This window comes from Arthrobacter sp. YD4 (assembly GCF_030410515.1).
In the GTDB taxonomy this organism is placed as follows: Bacteria; Actinomycetota; Actinomycetes; order Actinomycetales; family Micrococcaceae; genus Arthrobacter.
Genome location: NZ_JAUHHD010000001.1, coordinates 587,002 through 608,940 on the forward strand (window position 1 = coordinate 587,002; position 21,939 = coordinate 608,940).

Annotated in this window: 19 protein-coding genes; 11 read left to right on the forward strand and 8 right to left on the reverse strand. The window is 69.9% G+C overall.

Annotation, left to right across the window (positions count from 1 at the left end; all coding sequences use genetic code 11):
• Positions 1–7: 7 nt before the first annotated feature.
• The gene (gene ssd, locus QWJ39_RS02715) at positions 8–1,198 is read right to left on the reverse strand and encodes a septum site-determining protein Ssd (RefSeq protein WP_290256154.1); all 1,191 of its coding nucleotides are present in this window, start codon (positions 1,196–1,198) and stop codon (positions 8–10) included.
• Between the two features lie 132 nt (positions 1,199–1,330).
• Here ssd and QWJ39_RS02720 point away from each other — a divergent pair, with 132 nt between their 5' ends.
• Both QWJ39_RS02720 and QWJ39_RS02725 read left to right on the forward strand, forming a co-directional pair.
• Positions 1,331–3,040: a bifunctional 3'-5' exonuclease/DNA polymerase gene (locus tag QWJ39_RS02720; protein ID WP_290256155.1), complete on the forward strand. Its 1,710-nt coding sequence runs from the start codon at positions 1,331–1,333 to the stop codon at positions 3,038–3,040.
• A gap of 181 nt (positions 3,041–3,221) precedes the next feature.
• Positions 3,222–3,413, forward strand: coding sequence for a YegP family protein (locus tag QWJ39_RS02725; RefSeq protein WP_290256156.1), 192 nt, complete (start codon positions 3,222–3,224; stop codon positions 3,411–3,413).
• On the opposite strand, the gene QWJ39_RS02730 is transcribed toward QWJ39_RS02725, so the two are convergent.
• The 3 genes from QWJ39_RS02730 to QWJ39_RS02740 form a co-directional block, all read right to left on the reverse strand.
• Positions 3,410–4,090 (reverse strand): CoA pyrophosphatase, encoded by a 681-nt coding sequence (locus tag QWJ39_RS02730; RefSeq protein ID WP_290256157.1) that lies wholly within the window; start codon positions 4,088–4,090, stop codon positions 3,410–3,412. The two genes, QWJ39_RS02725 and QWJ39_RS02730, sit on opposite strands and share 4 nt — an antisense overlap.
• Entirely contained in the window at positions 4,087–4,857 is a 771-nt protein-coding gene (gene nth / locus QWJ39_RS02735) for an endonuclease III (RefSeq protein ID WP_290256482.1), read from the reverse strand. The genes QWJ39_RS02730 and nth overlap by 4 nt, the downstream gene beginning before the upstream one ends.
• 91 nt (positions 4,858–4,948) lie before the next feature.
• Positions 4,949–6,301, reverse strand: a complete 1,353-nt coding sequence (locus tag QWJ39_RS02740; protein WP_290256158.1) for a hypothetical protein — start codon at positions 6,299–6,301, stop codon at positions 4,949–4,951.
• Positions 6,302–6,735: 434 nt separating this feature from the next.
• On the opposite strand from QWJ39_RS02740, the gene acs reads away from it, so the two are divergent.
• The 4 genes from acs to QWJ39_RS02760 are packed head-to-tail and all read left to right on the forward strand — an operon-like array spanning position 6,736 to position 10,823.
• Positions 6,736–8,763 (forward strand): acetate--CoA ligase, encoded by a 2,028-nt coding sequence (acs, locus tag QWJ39_RS02745; protein WP_290256159.1) that lies wholly within the window; start codon positions 6,736–6,738, stop codon positions 8,761–8,763.
• A 44-nt stretch (positions 8,764–8,807) separates the two neighbouring features.
• Positions 8,808–9,284, forward strand: coding sequence for an SRPBCC family protein (locus QWJ39_RS02750; protein WP_290256160.1), 477 nt, complete (start codon positions 8,808–8,810; stop codon positions 9,282–9,284).
• On the forward strand, positions 9,281–9,781 hold the full coding sequence (gene aroQ, locus QWJ39_RS02755; protein WP_290256161.1) for a type II 3-dehydroquinate dehydratase: 501 nt from the start codon (positions 9,281–9,283) through the stop codon (positions 9,779–9,781). The genes QWJ39_RS02750 and aroQ overlap by 4 nt, the downstream gene beginning before the upstream one ends.
• Before the next feature lies 1 nt (position 9,782).
• On the forward strand, positions 9,783–10,823 hold the full coding sequence (locus QWJ39_RS02760; protein ID WP_290256162.1) for a DUF2332 domain-containing protein: 1,041 nt from the start codon (positions 9,783–9,785) through the stop codon (positions 10,821–10,823).
• A 3-nt stretch (positions 10,824–10,826) separates the two neighbouring features.
• Here the strand turns inward: QWJ39_RS02760 and QWJ39_RS02765 are convergent, their stop codons facing one another.
• The gene (locus tag QWJ39_RS02765) at positions 10,827–12,008 is read right to left on the reverse strand and encodes a MarP family serine protease (RefSeq protein ID WP_290256163.1); all 1,182 of its coding nucleotides are present in this window, start codon (positions 12,006–12,008) and stop codon (positions 10,827–10,829) included.
• Positions 12,009–12,235: 227 nt separating this feature from the next.
• On the opposite strand from QWJ39_RS02765, the gene QWJ39_RS02770 reads away from it, so the two are divergent.
• A complete protein-coding gene (locus QWJ39_RS02770; protein ID WP_290256164.1) occupies positions 12,236–12,913 on the forward strand; it encodes a Crp/Fnr family transcriptional regulator in 678 nt (225 codons plus the stop codon).
• 79 nt (positions 12,914–12,992) lie between these two features.
• On the opposite strand, the gene QWJ39_RS02775 is transcribed toward QWJ39_RS02770, so the two are convergent.
• Genes QWJ39_RS02775 through QWJ39_RS02785 form a run of 3 tightly spaced genes read right to left on the reverse strand, consistent with a single transcriptional unit; the run spans position 12,993 to position 14,611 of the window.
• Complete coding sequence (locus QWJ39_RS02775) at positions 12,993–13,904, reverse strand: NUDIX hydrolase (RefSeq protein WP_290256165.1); 912 nt, start codon at positions 13,902–13,904, stop codon at positions 12,993–12,995.
• Between the two features lie 15 nt (positions 13,905–13,919).
• Positions 13,920–14,453, reverse strand: a complete 534-nt coding sequence (locus QWJ39_RS02780; RefSeq protein ID WP_290256166.1) for a RidA family protein — start codon at positions 14,451–14,453, stop codon at positions 13,920–13,922.
• 2 nt (positions 14,454–14,455) lie between these two features.
• Positions 14,456–14,611: a DUF4177 domain-containing protein gene (locus tag QWJ39_RS02785; protein WP_003797879.1), complete on the reverse strand. Its 156-nt coding sequence runs from the start codon at positions 14,609–14,611 to the stop codon at positions 14,456–14,458.
• Between the two features lie 37 nt (positions 14,612–14,648).
• Here QWJ39_RS02785 and QWJ39_RS02790 point away from each other — a divergent pair, with 37 nt between their 5' ends.
• The 4 genes from QWJ39_RS02790 to QWJ39_RS02805 all read left to right on the forward strand — a co-directional run bounded on the left by QWJ39_RS02790 (position 14,649) and on the right by QWJ39_RS02805 (position 21,823).
• Positions 14,649–17,006 (forward strand): transglycosylase domain-containing protein, encoded by a 2,358-nt coding sequence (locus QWJ39_RS02790; RefSeq protein ID WP_290256167.1) that lies wholly within the window; start codon positions 14,649–14,651, stop codon positions 17,004–17,006.
• A gap of 3 nt (positions 17,007–17,009) precedes the next feature.
• Positions 17,010–17,957 carry a metallophosphoesterase gene (locus tag QWJ39_RS02795; protein WP_290256168.1) on the forward strand — a complete coding sequence of 316 codons (948 nt, stop codon included), beginning with the start codon at positions 17,010–17,012 and terminating at the stop codon, positions 17,955–17,957.
• A 168-nt stretch (positions 17,958–18,125) separates the two neighbouring features.
• Positions 18,126–19,943 carry an ABC transporter ATP-binding protein gene (locus tag QWJ39_RS02800; protein ID WP_290256169.1) on the forward strand — a complete coding sequence of 606 codons (1,818 nt, stop codon included), beginning with the start codon at positions 18,126–18,128 and terminating at the stop codon, positions 19,941–19,943.
• Positions 19,940–21,823 carry an ABC transporter ATP-binding protein gene (locus tag QWJ39_RS02805; protein WP_290256170.1) on the forward strand — a complete coding sequence of 628 codons (1,884 nt, stop codon included), beginning with the start codon at positions 19,940–19,942 and terminating at the stop codon, positions 21,821–21,823. The genes QWJ39_RS02800 and QWJ39_RS02805 overlap by 4 nt, the downstream gene beginning before the upstream one ends.
• Positions 21,824–21,939: the final 116 nt, after the last annotated feature.

Below are 21,939 nucleotides of genomic sequence, written 5' to 3' on the forward strand. Positions count from 1 at the left end.
TGGGCGCTCACGGGACCGCCGCGCTCGCAGCATCCAGGGCCGCCGCGGCAAACCGCTGCACGCTGCGCCGGTTCCCGGTCTCCAACAGCCGGCCGAGCTCGGTGGCGGCGGCGATCCCGCGGATTTCGGGCAACACGCCCGCCACCGGCAGCCCGACGCATTCCGCCAGCAGCTGCTCGTCGACGGCGACGCCGGGACGGTTGCGGACCACCAGGGAGGTCTCCACCGGCGGCAGCTCGGGAACGAGCCGGGCCGCGGCCACGGCGGCGCGCAGCTGGGCCGGCAGAACGACGAGGAGCCTGTCGCACTCCCAACCAAACGCCCGCAGCGCCTCCCGTCCGCGGCCGGTATCCACCACCACGAGCTCATAGCCGCGCCGGGCCGCGTCCAGCACCACCGCCGCCGCGGCGGGCCCGAGCGCCGGGCCCGGTTGCCGGTTCCCGGGCCACGACAGGAAGGAGAAACCCCCAATGACCGGCAGGGCGCTGTGCAGCGTGGCCGGGTCGATACTCCCGCTGGCATCCGTGAGGTCGGGCCAGCGGAGGCCGGGTTCCTCCTCGGCGGCCAGCGCCAGCTCCAGACCACCGCCCCAGGGGTCGCCGTCGACCAGCAGTACCCGGACGCCCTGGCGAGCGGCTTCCTGGGCCAGCCAGACCGCCGTCGTGGTCGCGCCAGCGCCGCCGCAGCCGCCGACGATGCCGAGGACGTGACCGCCCGGCTCTTCGCTCCCGGAACGGCTGAGGTATTCGGCCAGCCACGGGCCGCCCTCGGGGAGCACCGCGACGCGTTCGGCTCCCACGGCGGCGGCCAGGCGCCAGAGCCCGTCCCCGTCACCGCTCAATCCAACGACCACCGCGGGTGCGCGCCGCCGGTAGGGCAGCTCCGTGATGTCACCGCCCACCAACACGGCTCCGGCCACGGCCCAGTAGGCCGCTGCCTCCTCGACGCCGGCGACGCAGGTCAGCTGCCGCCCGGTAACCGCCACGATGCGCTCGACCTCCAGGCGCAGTGGCTCGGACGCGGTCACCAGCAACGTGTCGGCGGCGCCACCGGCCTCTTGGGTGTCCGGCAGCCACCGGGGCTCCCCCGGACCCGCCCTCCGGCCGCCGGCGCCGGTGCCCTGCCACGGCGGGCCGGGAAACGGCACCCCGGCCGTCGATCGCTCCGGAGAAACACTCGTCAGCTCATGCCTGTTCATGGGTCCACCATCCCCACCATCGCGGCGGAAGGAGAGCCGCGGACGCTCTTATGTGGACAACCGGGTGCTATGTGGAGGACCGGCCAAAGCGCCGTGACCGGACGGGCCCGACCACAGGGCAGAATTGATCCCATGCATGTGCTGCTCGCCGCCCACCCCGACGGCGCAGCCCTCCAACGCCTTACCCCGGATGGCGCCCCGGATCCCGCCGCGCCCGACATCCGCGTGGTGCCCGCCGCCGATCTGCCCGGCGTCGTCCGCACCCTGGAACGGCAGCGGCCCCGCTGGATCTGGCTCCGCACCCAGGACTGGTACCCGTCGCTGCTGGCCGCCGGTGTCGACGTCGAACGCTGCTACGACCTGACCCTGTGCGGGGCCATTCTCGCCCACGCCGAATTCACCGCCGGGACGCCCTATGCGCGGGCGGCCGAAAAACTCACCCAGGATGGGGACGAGCAGCAGCCGCCCCGGATGCTGCAACCTCCGCCCCCGCCGGCGGATCAGGGCGCCCTCTTCGATGATCTGCTGCCCGCCGCCTCGCCCCGGCATTCCCCCGAGCAGCTTCGAATCGAATACGCCGCCCAGCAGGAAGCCCTGGCCGGTGCCCCGGACCGCGGCGACCGGCAGAAACAGCGCCTGCAGCTCCTCCTCGCGGCCGAATCCGCCGCCGCGATGATCGCCGCGGAAATGCAGCACGCGGGGGTGCCCTGGCGCGAGGAATTGCACGAACAGATCCTCGCTGACTTCCTGGGGCCCCGTCCCGCCCCGGGACACCGGCCGGCCAAACTCGAGGCCCTGACCGTCGAACTGCGCACCCTCCTGCAGTCGCCCGCCCTGAACCCGGACTCTCCGCAGGACCTCATGCGGGCCCTTCACCGCAACGGCATCGAGGTCAAGAGCACCCGGCAATGGGAATTGAAGGAGGCGAAGCACCCGGCGATCGGGCCCCTGCTGGAATACAAGAAGCTGGCCCGGCTGTACACGGCGAACGGCTGGGCCTGGCTGGACGCCTGGGTCTCCGGCAGCCGCTTCCGGCCCGAGTATGTGGTGGGCGGCGTCGTCTCCGGGCGCTGGGCCTCGCGCGGCGGCGGAGCACTGCAGATCCCGCGGCAGATCCGCGGCGCCGTCCACGCCGACCCCGGCCATAAACTGATCGTCGCGGACGCCTCCCAGCTGGAACCGCGAGTACTGGTGGCGCTCGCCCAGGACGCCCGGATGGCCGACGCCGCGCGGGACAAGGACCTCTACGCGGGCATCGCGGCGCAGGGATTCGGCGGCGACCGCGCCAAGGCGAAGGTGGCCCTGCTGGGCGCGATCTACGGGGCCACCTCGGGCGAATCGGGACGGTTGATGCCGCAGTTGGCCCGTACCTACCCGCAGGCGGTGGGGTTCGTCGAACAGGCCGCCCGCGACGGCGAGGCGGGCCGGACCGTGACCACGCGCCTTGGCCGCAGCAGCCCGCCGCCCTCCGAACGGTGGCTGCGCAGCCAACGCTCGGCCACCGCGGAGGAGCAGCGCCGCGCCGAGTCCCTGGCCCGTTCCCGCGGCCGGTTCACCCGCAACTTCGTCGTGCAGGGCTCGGCGGCGGACTGGGCGGCCTGCTGGCTGGCGGAACTACGACGGCGGTTGCGCGCCATGCGCGCCGGCGGCGGTCCCGTGGGGGAACTGGTCTTCTTCCTCCACGACGAGGTCATGGTGCACTGCCCGGACGACGCCGTCGAGGCCTGCACCCGTGCCATCGAGGAATCAGCTGCCGCGGCCAAGGACCTGTTGTTCGGTCCGATCCCGGTGGAATTCCCGGTGAGCGTCGCCGTCGTCGACTCCTACGACAACGCCAAGTAACGCCCGCAGGCCAACGCCCCGCTCCCCCGGGACCCGCTGCGTAACGTACCCGGCGGTAGCGTTGCAGCGCCGGTCGGGGCCTTGTTACGTTCACAAAGTCCCCCGTCGACACCCGGCCCTCCGGCCGGGCGCGCGGAAGGGACCACATAGTGATGCAGGCAGGAAACGAGGGGACAGCAACGTGGCTGGCACATTCGAAATCGCGGCGGCCGGAAACGAGTCGTATTACTTCACGCTGACGGCGCCGGACGGCACCGTCGTCGCCGTTTCGCCGCTGTACCACAGCCTGCGGGGAGCCGCCGCCGGGATCACCGCGGTGCGGGAAAACGCCGCCACCGGACTGGTGGTGGACAATTCCGCCACGCCTGTCTAGGCGTCCACCCCGTGCAGGCGGGTCCGATCCCACGGGACGGACCAGCCCAGCTGGTCGAAGAGTTGGTTCAGGATCATCCCGGTGAATCCCCAGACCACCACGCCGTTGACGGCGAAGGCGGGGCTCTTGAACGTCTGCCCGGCGCGGCTGACGGTGGCCATGATCCGGTTGTCCGGATCCAGCAGGTCCCGCACCGGCACCCGGAACACCTGGGACGACTCGCCATAGTCCACCACGCGCACCGGCGACGGCGACGCCCACCAGCCCAGGACCGGCGTGACCAGGAAGTTCCCGCGCGGCAGGGCCAGCTCCGGCATGATGCCCAGGACCTCGACGCCGGCGGGATCCAGGCCTGTCTCCTCCTCGGCTTCCCGGAGCGCGGCCTCGGTCACCGTCTCGCCGGGGTCGATGCCGCCGCCGGGGAAGGCCACCTGGCCCGGGTGGTCGTCCAGGGTCTGGGCGCGCTGCAACAGCAGGACGTCCAGGTCGGCGGGGGCCAGCAGTTTGACGGAGGCGGCGGGGACGTCGTCGAGGGACCCGAACAGCATCAGCACCGCGGCGCGCCGCACCCGCTCCCCCGCGGACACGGAGAGTTCGCGCCAGCGCGGGTCCGGCGGTGGCGCGGTTCCGGCCTCGACGGCGGCCACCAGGTCGATCAGGTCCTGCCGGGCCGTCATGGCGTCCTCCGCTGCGATTCCATCCGGATTTCCGCGGCCCGGTGGGTTTCGGCGAGCAGCTTCCCCAGCAGCTCTTCCTGGCCGGGTGCCAGCTCGTACTTGAGGAGTTTGCGGGCCTTCTCCGGATCCGTTTCGCCGGCCCCGTAGCTGGGGCACCAGTTGGCCACCGCGCAGGCACCGCATGCGGGTTTGCGGGAGTGGCAGACGCGCCGGCCGTGGAAGACGACGCGGTGCGAGAGCATGGTCCAGTCCCGGGGTTCGAACAGTTCGGCGACGTCGGATTCGACCTTGACGGGGTCGTCCGAGTCGGTCCACCCGAAGCGCCGGGCCAGGCGGCCGAAGTGCGTATCCACGGTGATTCCGGGGATTCCGAAGGCGTTTCCGAGGACCACGTTGGCGGTTTTTCGGCCGACGCCGGGAAGCGTCACCAGGTCCTTGAGCCGGCCGGGCACCTCGCCGTCGAACTCGTCGACGAGCCTGGTGCCCAGCGCCATCAGGCTCCGCGCCTTGGCCCGGAAGAATCCGGTGGGTTTGATGATCGCTTCCAGTTCGGCCGGTTCCGCCTCGGCCAGGCTGCGCGCGTCCGGGTAGCGGGCGAACAGCAACGGCGTGATCTGGTTGACGGTCACGTCCGTGGTCTGGGCGGAGAGCACCGTCGCGACCACGAGTTCGAACGGGTTGCGGAAGTCCAGTTCTGCGTGGGCGTAGGGGTACTGCTCGGCCAGCGCGCGGTTGATGCGTCGGGCCCGGCGCTTGAGCGCCAGCATGCTCTCGCCGGAGGCACCCCGGGGCGCACCGGCCGCGCCGGTGCCCGCCCCGGCCGCCGCCTGCTTCCCCGACCTGCTGGCCACGGCGGGCCTAGCCGCGCTCGATGTTGCTGAGGTCCCGGAGCACTCCGACGCGTCCGTCCGTGTGCTGGACGAGGAATTCATGGCCGCGGTCTTCGAGCGCCAGCACCCAGCCGCCGGGCTCGACCACGAAGGACGGGGTCCCGGTGCGCTCATCGACGGCGGTGCGTGGCTGGGCGACGGCGAACCAGAAGGCCTCGTAGGCGGGCTGGGCACTCCCCTGCTCGGGACGGCTGGCCGGGTCGACTGTGGCACCAATGGGTTCCTGCTGGCGGACCTGCGGCGTGAGGGCCGTCGGGGCGTCGTGACCGGCGGGCGGGACTGGCGCCGCGGCGGCGTGGGTCTGCTCGGAGGCGGGGGCCGCGTCGGCCTGCTTGCCGGCGGGGGCCACGGATTCGGAGGGGACGGATGCGCTGGCCCCGGCCGGTGAGGACCCAGCCGCCGCCGACCCAGCCGCCGCGGTTGCGGCCGGGGCTGGGTGGGCTGCGGTGGCTTCCGCGGCTTGAGCCGCAGGCGCGTGGACCGCTTCGGGACGGGCGGCGGCCGGCGCGACGACGCCGTGGGCCTGGGTGGCGGGCTCGGCAGCCGGGCGGGCGGCCTGGGCGGCGTCGCGCGCTTCGTATCCGCGGGGGGCCGGTTCGGGGGCCGCGCTGCTAGCGGGGCCGCCGGAGGGGCTCATCCGCTTGGCCCAGCCGGCCAGGGCTGCGCCCGGCTTGGAGGCGGAGCCTTCGGCGGCCGGCTTGGCGGCCTTGGGGGCACGGGGGCGGCGGACCGGGGCGGCAGCCTCGCGGGCGACGACGTGGGCGGGGGCCTCGGCGCGGTGCAGGAAGTCGCCGGCGAGCGCCGGGATCAGGCGGCCAAGGACCGTGGCGGTGAAGAGACCGATCGCGCCGATGAGGCCCAGCAGCATGCTGGGAACGAAGGCGCCGGCGGCGGCCAGGAAGAAGAACGCCACGCTGAAGCTCGCGACGACGGAGCCGAACTGGTCAACAGACAGGGATCCGACCCGGAGCCGGGTGCCCGGGCTGACCCGTCGGGCGACGAACAGGGCGGCGACGATCAGCGGCAGGAGGATCCCGAGGCCCAGGAAGAACAGGCTGCCCAGGTTCCAGAGGTTGTACCGGACCGCGAACATCGGGATCAGGGAGGCGACGAAGAGCACCAGGACGGACCCGAAGACGGTGAGGTCCCGGACGGTGAACGGGCCGGCAACAGCCTCGTTGTTCTTGATGTTCGGCTTGTCCACGGTGAAACGCGGCTGCTCCGCCCTGCCGTGGGACGGCGCCTGCACGGAGGACTGCTGCTCCGCCGGTCCGTCGGTGCGGTTGGGCGCGCGGAGCTGCCCGTTGCCTTGCTCGTTCATTCTGTTCTCCTTAGCGTGGCCGCACCCTGGACAGTGCGGCCTAACGGCAGGCAAAAAAGGGACCCTTAGCGGTCCCCTTTGCCCCCATCGGATGTCACGACTTCATCTCAGCCTAACCAAGTGCCGGACCGATCACTAGCTGACCGGCCGTCACTCCAGCACCAGATTGCGAAGTCTTTCGCGGCGGCTCCCACGGCGCGGCCGCCCCCGGCGGAGCGCGGCACCGGGGCGCCGCTCGGCGCTAAATAAACACCGTTCGCGGCGGTCGATGTGACGGGGCACACGTTCTGTCAGGGCCGGGCGCTAGGGTGTATTTCGGAACAGCACACGAGGCACGTCCGTGACCGGCCGGTGCCCGGAGCCGCGCAGGCGGCACCGGGAGCGGTTGAGCACGGCGTCCGCGCAGCACGGATCGATGAATGATGAGGTTCACCATGTCCCAGCAGACCCCCGGGTCCACCGTCCCCGCCCGGCAGGGCGACGCCTTCGAAAACCTGTCGCAGGAAAACCGGAAGTTCGCCCCCTCGGCGGAGTTCGCGGCCAATGCCGTGGTCACCGAAGCCGAGTACGCGGAGGCCGACGCCGACCGGCCGGCGTTTTGGGCCAAGCAGGCCCGCAGCCTGCTGAGCTGGAACAAGGACTTCACGCAGACGCTGGATTGGTCCGATCCGCCCTTCGCCAAGTGGTTCGTCGGCGGCGAAGTCAACGCCGCGTACAACGCCCTGGACCGGCACGTCAAGGCCGGCAACGGCGACCGGGTGGCGATCCACTTCGAGGGCGAGCCCGGCGACACCCGGACCTACACCTATGCCCAGCTCACCGAGGAAGTGAAGAAGGCCGCGAACGCCTTCGAGTCCCTCGGCATCGTCAAGGGCGACCGGGTCGCCGTCTACCTGCCGATGATCCCCGAGGCGGTCATCACGCTGCTGGCCTGCGCCCGGATCGGCGCCATCCATTCGGTGGTGTTCGGGGGCTTTTCGGCCGAGGCACTCCGCTCCCGCATCGACGACGCCGAGGCCAAACTCGTCGTCACCGCCGACGGCACCTACCGCCGCGGCAAGCCCAGCCCGCTCAAGTCCGCCGTGGACGAGGCCCTCGCCCACGAAGGTGACGGCACCGGCCACACGGTCCAGAACGTGGTCGTGGTCAAGCGCAACGGCCAGGACGTGGACTGGCACGAGGGCCGGGACCACTGGTGGTCTGACACCGTGGATGGCGCCTCCGCCGAGCACACCGCCGTCGGCCACGACTCAGAGCACCCGCTGTTCATCCTCTATACCTCCGGCACCACCGGGAAGCCCAAGGGCATCCTGCACACCACCGGCGGCTACCTCACGCAGGCGGCCTACACCCACCGCGCTGTGTTCGACCTGCACCCCGAGACGGACGTGTATTGGTGCACGGCCGACGTCGGCTGGATCACTGGCCACTCCTATGTTGCCTACGCGCCGCTGATCAACGGCGCCACCCAGGTGATGTACGAGGGCACGCCGGACTCCCCGCACCCGGGCCGCTGGTGGGAGATCGTGCAGAAGTACAAGGTCTCCATCCTTTACACCGCCCCGACGGCCATCCGGACCTTCATGAAGTGGGGCAAAGACATCCCCGGCAAGTACGACCTCTCCTCCATCCGGGTCCTCGGGTCCGTGGGCGAACCCATCAACCCCGAAGCCTGGATGTGGTACCGCGAGGTCATCGGCGCCAACGCCGGAGCCAACGGCGAGAAGAAGGAGAATCCCGCACCGATCGTGGACACCTGGTGGCAGACCGAGACCGGGGCGCAAATGATCGCCCCGCTGCCCGGGGTCACGGCCACCAAGCCCGGCTCCGCGCAGGTGCCGCTGCCCGGCATCGCTGTGGACGTGGTGGATGAGGCGGGCGAGTCCGTCCCCAATGGCGCCGGTGGCTACCTGGTGATCCGCGAGCCGTGGCCCTCCATGCTGCGCGGCATCTGGGGTGACCCGGAGCGGTTCAAAGACACGTACTGGTCCCGGTTCGAGACGATGTACTTCGCCGGCGACGGCGCAAAGAAAGACGACGACGGCGACATCTGGCTGCTGGGCCGGGTCGACGACGTCATGAACATCTCCGGCCACCGGCTCTCAACGGCCGAGATCGAGTCCGCGCTGGTGTCCCACCCGGCGGTTGCCGAGGCCGCCGTGGTTGGCGCCGCTGACGAGACCACCGGCCAGGCCGTCGTGGCCTTCGTCATCCTGCGCGGCGACGCCGTGGACTCAGGCGACGCGATGGTGCAGGAACTCCGCAACCACGTGGGCAAGGAGATCGGCCCGATCGCCAAGCCCAAGACCATCCTGATCGTCCCGGAACTGCCGAAGACGCGGTCCGGCAAGATCATGCGGAGGCTGCTCAAGGACGTGGCGGAGGGCCGCGAGGTGGGAGATGCCACCACCCTGGCAGACAACACCGTGATGGCACAGATCGCGGCCTCGCTGAAGAAGTGACCGGCCGGCGGCCAGAAAAGCCTCGGCCCGGGGCTGCTGCGGTGGTGGGCGGGAGACGGTGGAGCGTCTCCCGCCGCATCGCCGCGCCGGCCCCGGTGGTGTGGCGCCTGCTCACCGACATCAGGTTCTGGCCGCTTTGGGGACCCTCGATTACCGGGGCGGAGCTGGCAGGGCACCGCCCCGGCGGCGGGGAACACCTGCTCCGCGCCGGGAGCCGGGGCAGGGTCCGGACCGTGGTAGGCGTGAGCCTGCCCTTCGCCGTCACCTCCTTCGAGGAGGGCGCCTCTGACGACGGTTCCTTTGACGGCCGTTCCCCTGAGGTTGGCCGGGCCTGGTCCTGGGAGGTGGCAGGTGTGGCCGCCACCGGACACCGCGTCGGCGCCGCCCCCGGCGGCTGTCTCGTCACCTTCACCGTCCCCTGGTGGGCACCCCCGTACCTGCTCGTCTGCGCCGTCGCCCTGCGCCGGATCGACCGGCTCGCGGCATGGGAGGCCCGCGACGCGCTAGATTGTGAACCATGAGCGAAGCGATCTCCCCCGGGGCCGCCACCGACGGCGCCGTCACCGACGCCGGGCGCGGCACCATCCTGGTCCTCAACGGGCCCAACCTGAACATGCTGGGGACCCGGGAACCGGAGAAGTACGGCACGGCAACGCTCGCCGACGTCGAACGGCTCGCCGCCGAGGCCGCTGCCGCCCACGGCCTGGCGGTGCAGTGCTTCCAGTCCAACCACGAGGGCGCGCTGGTGGACGCCATCCACGCCGCCCGCGGCAAGGCCATCGGCATTGTCCTGAACGCCGGCGCCTACACCCACACCTCGGTGGCCATCCGTGACGCGATCAGCGCGGTCCAGCTCCCCACCGTGGAGGTCCACATCACGAACGTGCACGCCAGGGAGCCGTTCCGGCACACGTCCTACCTCTCGGACATCAGCAAGGCGGTCATCGCGGGCGCAGGCATCCTCGGCTACCGGTTCGCCGTGGACTACCTGGCGGCCCTGGACTCGGGCCGGGTCTGACATGAGCCCGGCCGCAGGGACCGGCACCACCGCGGACTGGTACCGGCACTTCGGCACCGTCGACGCCCCGGGCAACTCCCCCTGCTACGCCGACTGGTCCTTACACATCGCCGAGGACCCCGCTTTGCTGGAACGCATCGACCGGTGGCCGCACGCCAAGCGCCAGCCCCTCCTGCTGCTGGCGGCGGCCCGCTATGCCGGGGCCACGACCGGACCCTACCCGCAGTTCCGGGCCTTCCTGGACTCACACTGGGACGAGGTGTCCCGAACGGTCCTGGCGCGCTCCACCCAGACCAATGAGGCCGGCCGGTGCGCCGCGTTGTTGCCTTCCCTGGCCAGGATCGCCGAGGCCGAGGACCGGCCCCTCGCCCTGCTGGAGGTCGGCGCATCCGCCGGGCTGAGCCTGTTCCCCGACCGGTACGGGTACGAGTTCGTCGACGGCGGCGCCCTGAGGCGGCTGGACCCGCCGGATGCGGCGCCGGGCAGCTACCCGGTGCTGCGCTGTGCCACCAAGGGTCCGGTCCCGTTGCCCCACAAGGTGCCCAAGGTAGCGTGGCGGGCGGGGATCGACCTGAACCCGTTGGACGTCAACAATCCCGACGACGTCGCGTGGCTGGAGGCGCTGGTCTGGCCCGAACAGGACTTCCGCCGCGAGCGGCTGCGGCAGGCGATCGCCGTCGCCCGCGCCACGCCGCCGCGGCTCGTGGCCGGCGACCTGAACGAGCACCTGGTCAGCCTCGCGGCCGAGGCCCCGCCGGAGGCCGCACTGGTGGTCTTCCACAGCGCGGTAATGGCCTACCTGGACGCGGACGGGCGGGAACGCTTCCGGGACACCATCGCCCTGCTCGCCGCGGACCGGGGCTGCCACTGGATCTCGAACGAGGGCCACATGGTCATCATGCAGCCGGACGGGTCCAGTGTGGTGCCGGAGATGGACGAGGCAAGGCTCAGGGGACGCTTCCTCGTGATGGAGGACGGCGTGCCCGTGGCCGCGGCCGGGCCCCACGGCCAGAGCCTGGAATGGCTCGAGGGCACGGGCTAAGGCCTACTTCTTGATGCACTGCCCGGGCGAGACCGGGTCCCCCAGGCCGGAGGCCTTCGCCGCGACCGGTCCCAGGTCGTTCATGGTGATCGCGAACCCGAGGGAGTTCTCCGACGTCGACTTCGCGAAGACCACCCCGGCAACCTGGCCGTCCGTGGTCAGCAGCGGGCCGCCGGAGTTGCCGGGCTGAACGTCGCCCGCCAGCCGGTAGACATCCTCCGGAGCGGCGTTGTTGCCGTAGATGTCCGGCACCAACACGGTGGCGATGTCCCGGATGGCGGCCGGCTTGGACTGGAACGGGCCGCCGTGCGGGTACCCCGCGAACGCGGCCTGGCTGCCGGCGGGCAGGTTGGAGCTCAACTGAAGCGGTGCGGAGCGGAGGCCATCCACGGCCAGGACCGCCAGGTCGTGCTGGCTGTCGAAGTAGACCACCCGGCCGGGAAGCGCGCCGCCGCCGGGCACCTCGACGACCGGTTCGGGCACGCCCGCCACGACGTGCGCGTTGGTCACCACGCGCCCGGCTGAGACGACGAACCCGGTCCCGGTCTGGTTCTGGCCGCACTGGTAGGCAGTGCCGGCGATCTTCAAGACCGATGCCGAGGCGCGGTTCAGCGCGGGAGTGTCGGTGCTGGCGTCCGGGACGGGGACCGGCTGGCCACCGATCCCCTCGAACAGGGTGGGGATACCGTCGCCGATGACGGCGGAGCGCAGCTGGGCGAGGGAAGCCTTGACGGGCGTGGGGGTGACGCCGTCGATGAAGCCGATCACCTTGGAGTCGGCAAGCTGCTGCGAGACCAGCGGGACGCCGAGGGCGCTGATGCTGAAGGCCAGCATGGACATCACCAGGGCAGACACGGCGACGTTGACGCCGCCGCCGACCACCCGGTCCACAAACCGCAGCGGACTGGGTTTGACGACGCTGCGGATGCGCCGGCCGATCATGGTGCCGAGCCCGTGCCCCAGCATCATCAAGGCCACGGTCGCGGCGATGATGGCCGTGAGCCGCCACCCCGGGTCGCCGACGAGGTCGCTGACGAGGGGCACCGCGAAGAACGCGGCCACGGCTCCGGCGGCGAACCCGGCGATGCCGCCAAGGGTCACCAGGAACCCGTTGCGCAGGCCGTAGATCAGGTAGGACAACAGCGTCAGGATCAACGCGAGGTCCAGGATGGTCAAGCCAAACAACGGGGCTCCTTAGGGGCTGGTAGGAGGCTCATTCTACCGGTGCACCCTGACAGTTTGCGGGGCACGGGCAGCCGCCGGAACGTCACCGGAGCAGCTGCGGGGCACCCGCCGGGCCCGGCACCGCCGCGTCTTCTGGCGCGTCCCGGTGCCAAGTACGTCACAGAAGCCGCAAAATTCTGAAACAATGGCTGAAGCGCCCCAGCCGACACAGTTAGTCAGGAGTTTTCATGGATATCGAGGTATTGCGCCGCGCACCCCTTTTTGCCACGCTCGACGACGAGGCCTTCCGTCTGCTGACGGACGAGCTCACCGAGGTGGACCTTTCCCGCGGTGCCTCGGTCTTCCGGGAAGGCGACCAGGGCGACCAGCTCTACTTCATCGTCTCCGGCAAGGTGAAGCTCGGCCGCACCTCCCCCGACGGCCGCGAGTCGCTGCTGGCGATCCTCGGACCGGGCGAGCTGTTTGGTGAGATGGCCCTCTTCGACCCGAGCCCCCGCACCGCCACCGCGACGGCGGTGTCCGAGACCCGCCTCGCGGGCCTGAAGAACGAGAGCCTGAACGCCCTACTCCGCAGCCGCCCCGAGGTGTCCGCCCAGCTGCTGCAGGCACTGGCCCGCCGCCTGCGCCGCACCAACGACTCCCTCTCGGACCTGGTCTTCTCCGACGTCCCGGGCCGCGTGGCAAAGGCCCTGCTGGACCTCGCCGACCGCTTCGGCCGTCCGGCGACCGACGGCGTGCTGGTCGCCCACGAACTGACCCAGGAAGAGCTCGCGCAGCTGGTCGGCGCCTCCCGCGAGACGGTCAACAAGGCCCTGGCAGAATTCGTCCAGCGCGGCTGGCTGCGGCTCGAGGCCCGCGCCGTCGTCATCCTGGACATGCAGCGCCTCCGCCAGCGCTCCCGCTAAACGCACCCCAGCAGCAAACGCGAAAGGGCCGGCTCCAAGTGAAACGGAGCCGGCCCTTTGGCGTAGTTGACGGGCGGGGCTAGCGTTCGCGCTGGGGCTCGTTGGCGACGGTCTTGGCGGCCTCGACCTCGAGCCTGAGCACGCCGTCCTCTTCCACCAGCGTCGGCTGGTAGACGTGGGCGCTGCGCTTGTAGCTGAGGTAGGCGATGCAGCCGTTGGCGCTGGCCATCTTCTCGAGCATGATCTCCGAGCCGGGAACCAGGAGCTGGCCGAGGCGGAGACCCACGGTGTTCGGCTGGCCCACCTCGTCACCCAACGCGGTGGTGTCCCGCTCGGCAATGACCTTGCGGACGCAGACCCAGCGCGCCCACACACCCTTGCTGGCCAGCATGGACGGCTGCTGGTTCATCGGCACGGTGGCGGCGAAGTAGCGGGTATTGAAGCGCCGGTGCGAGAAGTCGGGGCTGAGCCAGTTGACCAGCGGCTTGAGCAGGTCGGTGCGGACGGAGAGTCCGCGCTTGGCCAGCACGTCGGTGAAGGATTTCTCCTGATCCGCGACGGCCTCGCGGGCCCGCATCCACTCCGGGGAGGTGTTGTTCTCCACGGTTGAGGACAGGTCCGGGCCGGCGAGCAGGATGCCCGTCTCTTCGAACAGCTCCCGGATCGCGCCGATCACGTGCCGGCGGGCGAGTCCGACGTCGGCCGTACCCATCCGCTCGGCCCAGTACGACGGCGGCGGCCCCAGCCAGCCGACGGCGTCGTCGTCGGAGGTCTCCAGCGAGCCACCCGGGAAGGCGAGTACCCCCAGTGGCGAGGTGCCCGGCCGGTAGCCGAGCCAGGTTTCCAGCCCCGTGGGCGAATCCCGGAGCAGCACCACGGAGGAGGCGAAACGCGGGGCGCGCGGGGTGCGCTCCCCGTGCTCCAGCCAGCTGCGGGCCGCTCCCTCGAGGTCCGGGGGAAGGTCAAACAAACGTCGTGCGAGGTGTGGCAAGGAAAGCGACCGGCCTTAGGCGAATTCTGCGATCAGTTCGACTTCCACGGGGGAATCGAGCGGCAGGACGGAGACACCGACGGCGGAGCGGGCGTGCTGGCCGGCGTCGCCGAGGACCTTGCCCAGCAGCTCGGAGGCGCCGTTGATGACGCCGGGCTGGCCGGTGAAGGACGGGTCGGAGGAGACGAAGCCGACCACCTTGACGATCCGGGTGATCCGGTCCAGGTCGCCGATGACGCTCTTGACCGCGGCGAGGGCGTTCACGGCGCAGATCGCGGCGTAGCGCTGGGCGTCTTCCGGGGACACGGTTGCCTCGTCGGAGGCACCCTCGGCGCCGGAGGAGACCTTGCCGGTCTCTTCAAGGCGTCCGCCGACAAACGGCAGCTGGCCGGAGGTGTAGACGTGGTTGCCGGAGACGACGGCGGGCACGTAGGCGGCCACGGGCGCGGCCACCTCGGGAAGCGTCAGGCCGAGTTCGGTGAGGCGCTGTTCGACGGCGGACGTGGCACCCGCTGAAGCTGCCGGCGTCGTGGCTTCGGACGTGCTCATGGCTACTGCTTCTCCCGCTTCAGGTAGGCCACCAGGCCGTTGCCGTCGGGGCCCGGAACTACCTGCACCAGCTCCCAGCCGTCGTCACCCCACTGATCAAGAATCTGCTTGGTGGCGTGAATAATGAGCGGAATCGTGGCGTACTCCCATTTGGTCATGAAGGAAAGCCTAGTGCTTGCCGCTAAAGTGGAAAACATGGCGACTGGTAAGAACCCTGTATTCGACACTGCCACCACCCTCGGAAAGCTCATCCTTTTCCTTGGCGTGAGTGTTGTCTGTGGCGTGCTCGTTGCGGGGCTGCTTGTTCCCGCCGCGGCGCTCTCGGGCAACACGGCCAGCGGGTCGATCAAATTCTTTGAGGCCCTCCCCGCGGAACTCCAGGTGGACCCGCCGAGCCAGGCCACCACCATCCTCGCCGCCGACGGCAGCGTCATCGCCAGCGTCTACTCGGAGAACCGCACCCGCGTCGCCCTGGACCAGATGTCCCCGTACGTCAAGGACGCCGTGGTCGCGATCGAGGACAGCCGCTTCTATGAGCACGGCGGCGTGGACACCACGGGTATCCTCCGCGCCCTTGTGGCGACCGCCCGCGGCAACAAGCAGGGCGCCTCCACCATTACGCAGCAGTACGTGAACAACGTCATCAACTCCTCCCTCGAGATGGAAGGCAAGAGCGACCAGGTCCTCCTCAACGGCGTCAACAAGAGCATCGGTGACAAGCTCCGCGAGATGAAGCTCTCGATCGCCCTGGAGAAGAAGTTCTCCAAGGAGCAGATCCTCGAGGGCTACCTCAACATCGTCTTCTTCAACCGCGACGCCTACGGCATCGAGGCGGCCTCGAAGTTCTTCTTCAGCACCTCGGCCAAGGACCTGACGCTGCCCCAGGCCGCGCTGCTGGCCGGCCTGGTCAACAGCCCGTCCTTCTACGACCCGATCACCCACCCGGACAACGCCAAGGTCCGCCGCGACCTGGTCCTCAAGGCCATGCTCACCCAGGGGAAGATCAAGCAGGCCGACTACGACGCCGCCGTCGCCACCCCGGTGGAAACCAAGGTCACCCAGCCGAAGCAGGGTTGCCAGAACGCCGCCATGGCGCCGTACTTCTGCGACTACGTGATGCACCTGCTGCAGAACAACCCCGCCTACGGGGCGGACGCCGACGCCCGCCAGCGGAAGATTTTCCGCGGCGGCCTGACGATCAAGACCACCCTGGACCCGAAGGCCCAAGCCGTGGCCCAGGAGCAGGTCAACGCCACCGCCGGGGCTAACCCGGACAAGTGGGGAGCCTCGCTGGTGTCCGTCCAGCCCGGCACCGGCAAGATCATCGACATGGCCCAGAACACTTCCTTCCTGGCCGGCGACGGCAAGTTCGATACCCAGCTGAACTTCAACGTCGACGCCTATGACAGCAAGGGCCAGGACCTCAACGGCGTGGGCGGCATGCAGCCCGGCTCGACCATGAAGCCGTTCACGTTTGCGGAGTGGCTGAACGAGGGCAAGTCGATGAACACCATCGTCGACGGCTCCGTCCGGAAATATCCGATCAACTTCAAGTGGAGGAATTCCTGCGGCGTGACCACCGGCGCCTACAACACGGCGGAGTCGGCACTGGGTGCGGCGGACGACCTGCAGAATGCCGAGGACGGCTACTACAAGCCCATGACGGTCCTGCAGGGCCTGTATAACTCCATCAACACGGTGACCTTCGCTTCCGCAGCCCAGTTGGACTTCTGCGGTATCCAGAAGATGGTGGATTCCGTGGGGCTGCACTCGGGACTCCCCGCCAAGGACAAAGACCAAAAGATCATCCTTGATGCCAACGGCAACATCGCGGACCCGAACCCCAAGATCAACATGTTCACGACGGGGAACCTGCTGGGCTCCACCCAGACGTCGCCGCTGGCCATGGCCAGCGCCTTCGCGACCTTCGCCAACGACGGCAAGTACTGCGAGCCGATCGCCATCACCTCGGTGACCGACGCCAACGGAGCGCAGTTGCCAGCCCAGAACACCAACTGCCGGGACGCGGTCAAGCCCGAAGTTGCCCGCGGCGTGAACTACGCGCTGCAGGAGGTCTTGAACCGCGGTTCCGGCTCACTGATCCGGCCGCGGATCTCCACCCGGACCGATTTCCCGATCGGCGCGAAGACGGGTACCTCGAACAACAACGGTTCCACCTGGGTGGTGGGCCACACCACCGGCCTGGCCACCGCCTCCTGGTTCGGTGACGCGCTGGGCGCCCAGGGCCGAGCCGGCCAGAACCTCACGATCAACGGCCAGTTCTACAAGGGCATCGACGGCTACATGCTCGCCGGGCCGCAGTTCTCGAACTTTATGTCCGCCGTTGCCCCGGGCTACGGAACGAATCCGTTCCCGGAGCCGCCGTCCAACCTGCTCAACGGCTACACGCCCAGCCCGGTGCCCAACACCCGGCAGAACACCCAGGCGACGCCGGCACCGAATAACCCGGCACCGAGCAGCCCGGCTGCACCGGCTCCCGCGCCGAGCAGCCCGGCACCGGCCCCGACCAAGCCCGGCAACGGTAACGGCTAACACATGGCCGACATGAGCACGCTGGCGAGCCGCGTCCGAAGCATCGGGCGCGGCCTTGCCGTCACCACCGCCGTCGGAGCCGCGGCGGGTGCCGCCGCCACGGGTTACGGCCTGTGGGAGAAGAACCAGTTCGTCCTGCGCGAGGAGTCGCTGGCGATCCTGCCCCCGGGCTACGGCCCGCTGCGCGTGCTGCACCTCAGCGACATCCACTTCATTCCCGGGCAGCGTAAGAAGGCCGACTGGCTGGCCTCCCTGGCGGAGCTGGAGCCGGACCTGGTGGTCAACACCGGCGACAATGTCAGCCACGTCAAGGCCATCGGCCCGGTCCTCGACGCCCTGCGGCCATTGCTTCGGTTCCCGGGCGTCTTCGTGCCGGGATCCAATGACTACTACGCGCCCCGGTTCAAGAACCCCGCGTCGTACTTCACCGGCCCCTCCTCCACCCCCAAGACCCCCGTGGCCCTCGACTGGCCCCGGCTGCGCACCGGATTCGGCATGTCCGGCTGGGTGGACCTGACCAACCGCTGCCAGTCCCTGGTGGTGGACGGCCTCCGGCTGGACTTCTCCGGCGTGGACGACCCGCACCTGCGCCTGGAAAAGTACGCCGGCTGGCCCCGCGGCACCCGCGGCCAGGACACCAAACCGCACCTGCGGATCGCCGTCGCCCATGCCCCCTACCAGCGCGTCCTGGACCACTTCACCGACGACGCGGCAGACCTGATCCTCGCCGGGCACACCCACGGCGGTCAGATCTGCCTCCCCGGCTACGGCGCGCTCGTAGCCAACTGCGACCTGCCCACCTGGCGGGCCAAGGGCCTGAACGACTGGGAAAGCAACGGGCGGACGACGCCGGTCAACGTCTCCGGCGGCATCGGCACCTCACGCTTCGCCCCGGTCCGCATCGCCTGCAAGCCCGAGGCCGTGCTGCTGACCCTCACCGCGAAGGCTTAGACGCACCGGCCCGCAGCGGTCCGGTCATTACGGAACATAATTTCTGCGCCAGATTCGCGGGGGCCACAGAATGCTGTGAACGTGGTCACGCCATGGCCTAGGGTAGTTGCTACCGGAAACTACATTCAGTTGCGTAAACCCTTTCGCAGTTGCAGTTAAGAAGCAGGCATGGCTACACAGACCCCGTTCTTCACTTCCATCAACCGCCTCTATCCCCACGTCCGGCCGATCCTGCCGCGCCTGATCATGGGCCTGCTCAGTGCCCTGATGGCCAGCGTCGTCGCCCTCGCCATCCCGCAGGTATTGCGGGTACTGATCAACGATTCGCTCAAGCCCGGAGGCAGCGGCCAGGCCGTCTGGATCTCCGCCGGGATCGTCCTGCTGCTCGGCATCGCCGAGGCCGGACTGGTGGCCTTGCGCCGGCAATTCGTGATCAACCCCGCCACCACGGTGGAAACCCGGATGCGGGTCTCCCTCTACGATCACCTGCAGGACCTCGCCGTGGCGTTCCACGACCGGTGGGGGTCCGGGCAGCTCCTGTCCCGGGCCATGACGGACCTGAACTTCCTCCGCCGCTGGATGGCCTTCGGCGCGATCATGCTGGTGGTCACCACGCTGACCGTGCTGATCGGCGTCGTGGTCATGTTCGCCATGAGCTGGCAGCTGGCCCTGATCTTCCTCGCCGCGGCCGTTCCGATCATGATCTACGGCTTCCGGTTCCGGACCCGGTACTCCAAGGTGGCCCGCCGCAGCCAGGACCAGGCCGGTGACCTGGCCACCACCGTGGAGGAATCGGTCCACGGCATCCGCGTGCTCAAGGCGTTCGGGCGCAGCCGCGAGGCCCTGGAGAACTTCAACGAACAAGCCGAGGAGCTGCGCCAGACCGAGATCGATAAGGCCAAGCACCTGGCCACCTTTAGCCTGATGGTCACGCTGCTGCCCGAGCTGGCCCTCGGCGCCGGCCTCGTCGTCGGCGTCCTGCTCGCCGCCGACGGCCAGCTCAGCATCGGCGCCCTGGTGGCCTTCTTCGCCACCGCCGCCGTCATCGCCGCCCCCGTGGAGGTCTGCGGCATGCTCCTGGCCATGGCACTGACGGCCAAGACCGCCATCGACCGGCACTTCGAGGTGATGGACGCGGTGAACACCATCACCAGCCCCGAGGAGCCCCGCAGCCCGGCCGACCTGAAGGGGGCGCTGTCCTTCCGGCACGCCACCTTCGCCTTCGACGACGCCCCGGACAAGCCCATCCTCAAGGACATCACCCTGGACATCAGGCCCGGCGAGACCATGGCACTGGTGGGCATCACCGGCAGCGGCAAGAGCGCCCTGCTGCAACTGGTCCCCCGCCTGTTCGACGTGACCGCCGGTTCGGTGGAGATCGACGGCGTTGACGTGCGCGAGTTCGACGTCGCCGGGCTGCGCAGCGCCGTGGCCGTCGCCTTCGAGGACACCACCCTGTTCTCTAACTCGGTCCGGGACAACGTCCTCCTCGGCGTCGCCGACACAGTCCCCCCGGAGCGCCGGGAGGAGATCCTGGCCGAGGCCCTGGATACCGCCCAGGCCCACTTCGCCTACTCGCTGCCCGAGGGACTCGACACCCTGATCGGCGAGGAGGGCCTCAGCCTCTCCGGCGGCCAGCGCCAGCGCATCGCCCTGGCCCGCGCCGTCGCCGCCGACCCCACCGTGCTGGTGCTCGACGACCCGCTCTCGGCCCTGGACGTCAATACCGAGGAACTGGTGGAAACGCGGCTGCGTGAGGTCCTCGCGGACACCACCACCCTGGTGGTGGCACACCGGCCCTCCACCGTTGCCCTCGCGGACCGGGTGGCCCTGCTGCAGGACGGCCGGATCACCGCGGTGGGCACCCACACCGAACTGCTGGCGGAGAACAGCCACTACCGCTACGTCATCGCCAGCCTGGACCCGGAACCGCGGGACCTGGACTCCGAGCTCTCCGCCCTCGAGGCGGAGGAGGTTTCGCCATGAGCACCGCCACCTTCGGCACCGCGAACGAGGACAACGCCCACCTCTCCAAGGCCGAGAGCCGCGCCGTGCGGCGCCGCTCCCTGGCCCTGCTGGGCTCGCTGATCCGGCCCGTCCGGCTGCGCTTCTGGCTCACCATCGCCGCCGTCGTGCTGTCCCAGGCCGCACGCGTGGCCGGCCCCGCCCTGATCGCCTTCGGTATCGACCGGGCGCTCCCGGCGCTGCGCTCCGGCGACAGCTTCCCGCTGGTCTTCGCCGGCGCAGCCTACCTGGCGGCGGCGATCGCGACGGCGGGACTGACCGCCCTCTACGTGACGTCCACCGCCCGGCTGAGCCAGTCAATGCTGCTGGACTTGCGGGTCCGGGTCTTCCGACAGACGCAGCGGCTGAGCCTGGAGTTCCACGAGAAGTACACCTCGGGCCGGATCATTGCCCGGCAGACCTCCGACCTGGAAGCGCTGCGCGAACTCCTGGACTCCGGGGTTTCGTCGCTCGCGTCGGGGCTGCTGTTCATGATCTTCACGGCCATCACCATCTTCGCCCTGGACTGGCGCAGCGGCCTGCTGGTCCTGGCCGCCGGCGTCCCGATGTACTTCCTGTCCCGCTGGTACCAGAAGCATTCGCAGATCGCATTCCGGGAGTCCCGGGTGGTCTCGGCCCGGCTGATCGTGCACTTCGTGGAGACTATGACCGGCATCCGTGCCGTGAAGGCCTTCCGCAAGGAACGGCAGAACGCCGAACGCTACGCCGAGCTGTCCGAGGAATACCGACTGGTCACGGTCCGTTCGATCAACCTCAACGGCGTCTTCCAGCCCGGCCTGGTGCTGATCGGCAACATCTGCGTCGCGGTCGTCCTGCTGGTGGGCGGCTTCCGGGTGCTCGACGGCGGCTTGGCCGTCGGCGTGCTACTGGCCCTGATCCTCTCCACCAAGCGCTTCTTCCAGCCGGTGGACCAGATGGCGATGTTCTACAACTCGTTCCAGAGCGCCCAGGCTGCCCTCGAGAAGGTCTCCGGCCTCCTCGAGGAGGTACCCACCGTCCGCCCGCCGGAACACCCGGTGGCGCTCCCCCGCGCCACCGGCCGGATCGACTTCAACCAGGTGGAATTCCGCTACGGTGACGGCCCGGTCATCATCCCCACCCTGGACCTGCACATCCCTGCCGGCCAGACGGTCGCGCTGGTGGGCCAGACCGGCGCTGGCAAGTCCACGCTGGCCAAGCTGATCGCCCGGTTCTACGACGTCTCGGCCGGGTCGTTGACGCTCGACGGCGTCGACCTCCGGCAGCTCGCGACGGCGGACCTGCGCCGCAACGTCGTCATGGTCACCCAGGAGGCCTTCCTGTTCAGCGGCACCGTGGCGGACAACATCGCCCTGGGCCGGCCGGACGCTAGCCGCGAGGAGATCGAGGCGGCCGCCAAGGCCGTCGGCGCGCACGGGTTCATCACCGAGCTTCCGGACGGGTACGACACAGACGTGAACAAGCGCGGCGGACGCGTCTCGGCCGGCCAACGCCAGCTGATCAGCTTCGCCCGCGCGTTCCTGGCCCGGCCCGCGGTGCTGATCCTGGACGAGGCCACCTCCTCCCTGGATATCCCGTCCGAGCGCATGGTCCAGGCCGGGCTGGCCAGCCTGCTCCGCGGCACCGGGGCGGCGGATGGAACCGCTGCGGACGGCGCTCCGGCCGGCCGTCCCGACAACGGCCACGTCGGCAGCCGCACCGCGCTCATCATCGCGCACCGGCTCTCCACCGTGGAGACCGCGGACCGGGTGCTGGTGGTCCACGACGGCAGGGTGGTGGAGGACGGGTCGCCCGCGGAGCTGATCGGCGGGGGCGGCCGTTTCGCCACCCTGCACGGGGCCTGGAAGGACTCGTTGGTCTGAGCCGGAGCCGCCGGTGCCCACCCGGATGGGTGGCTCCGCCGCGGCAGGACGTTTCGGCCGTCCCGATTTCGCATCCGGGGCCGGTATCGGATACTCTTGTGAAGTTGCTTTTGCAG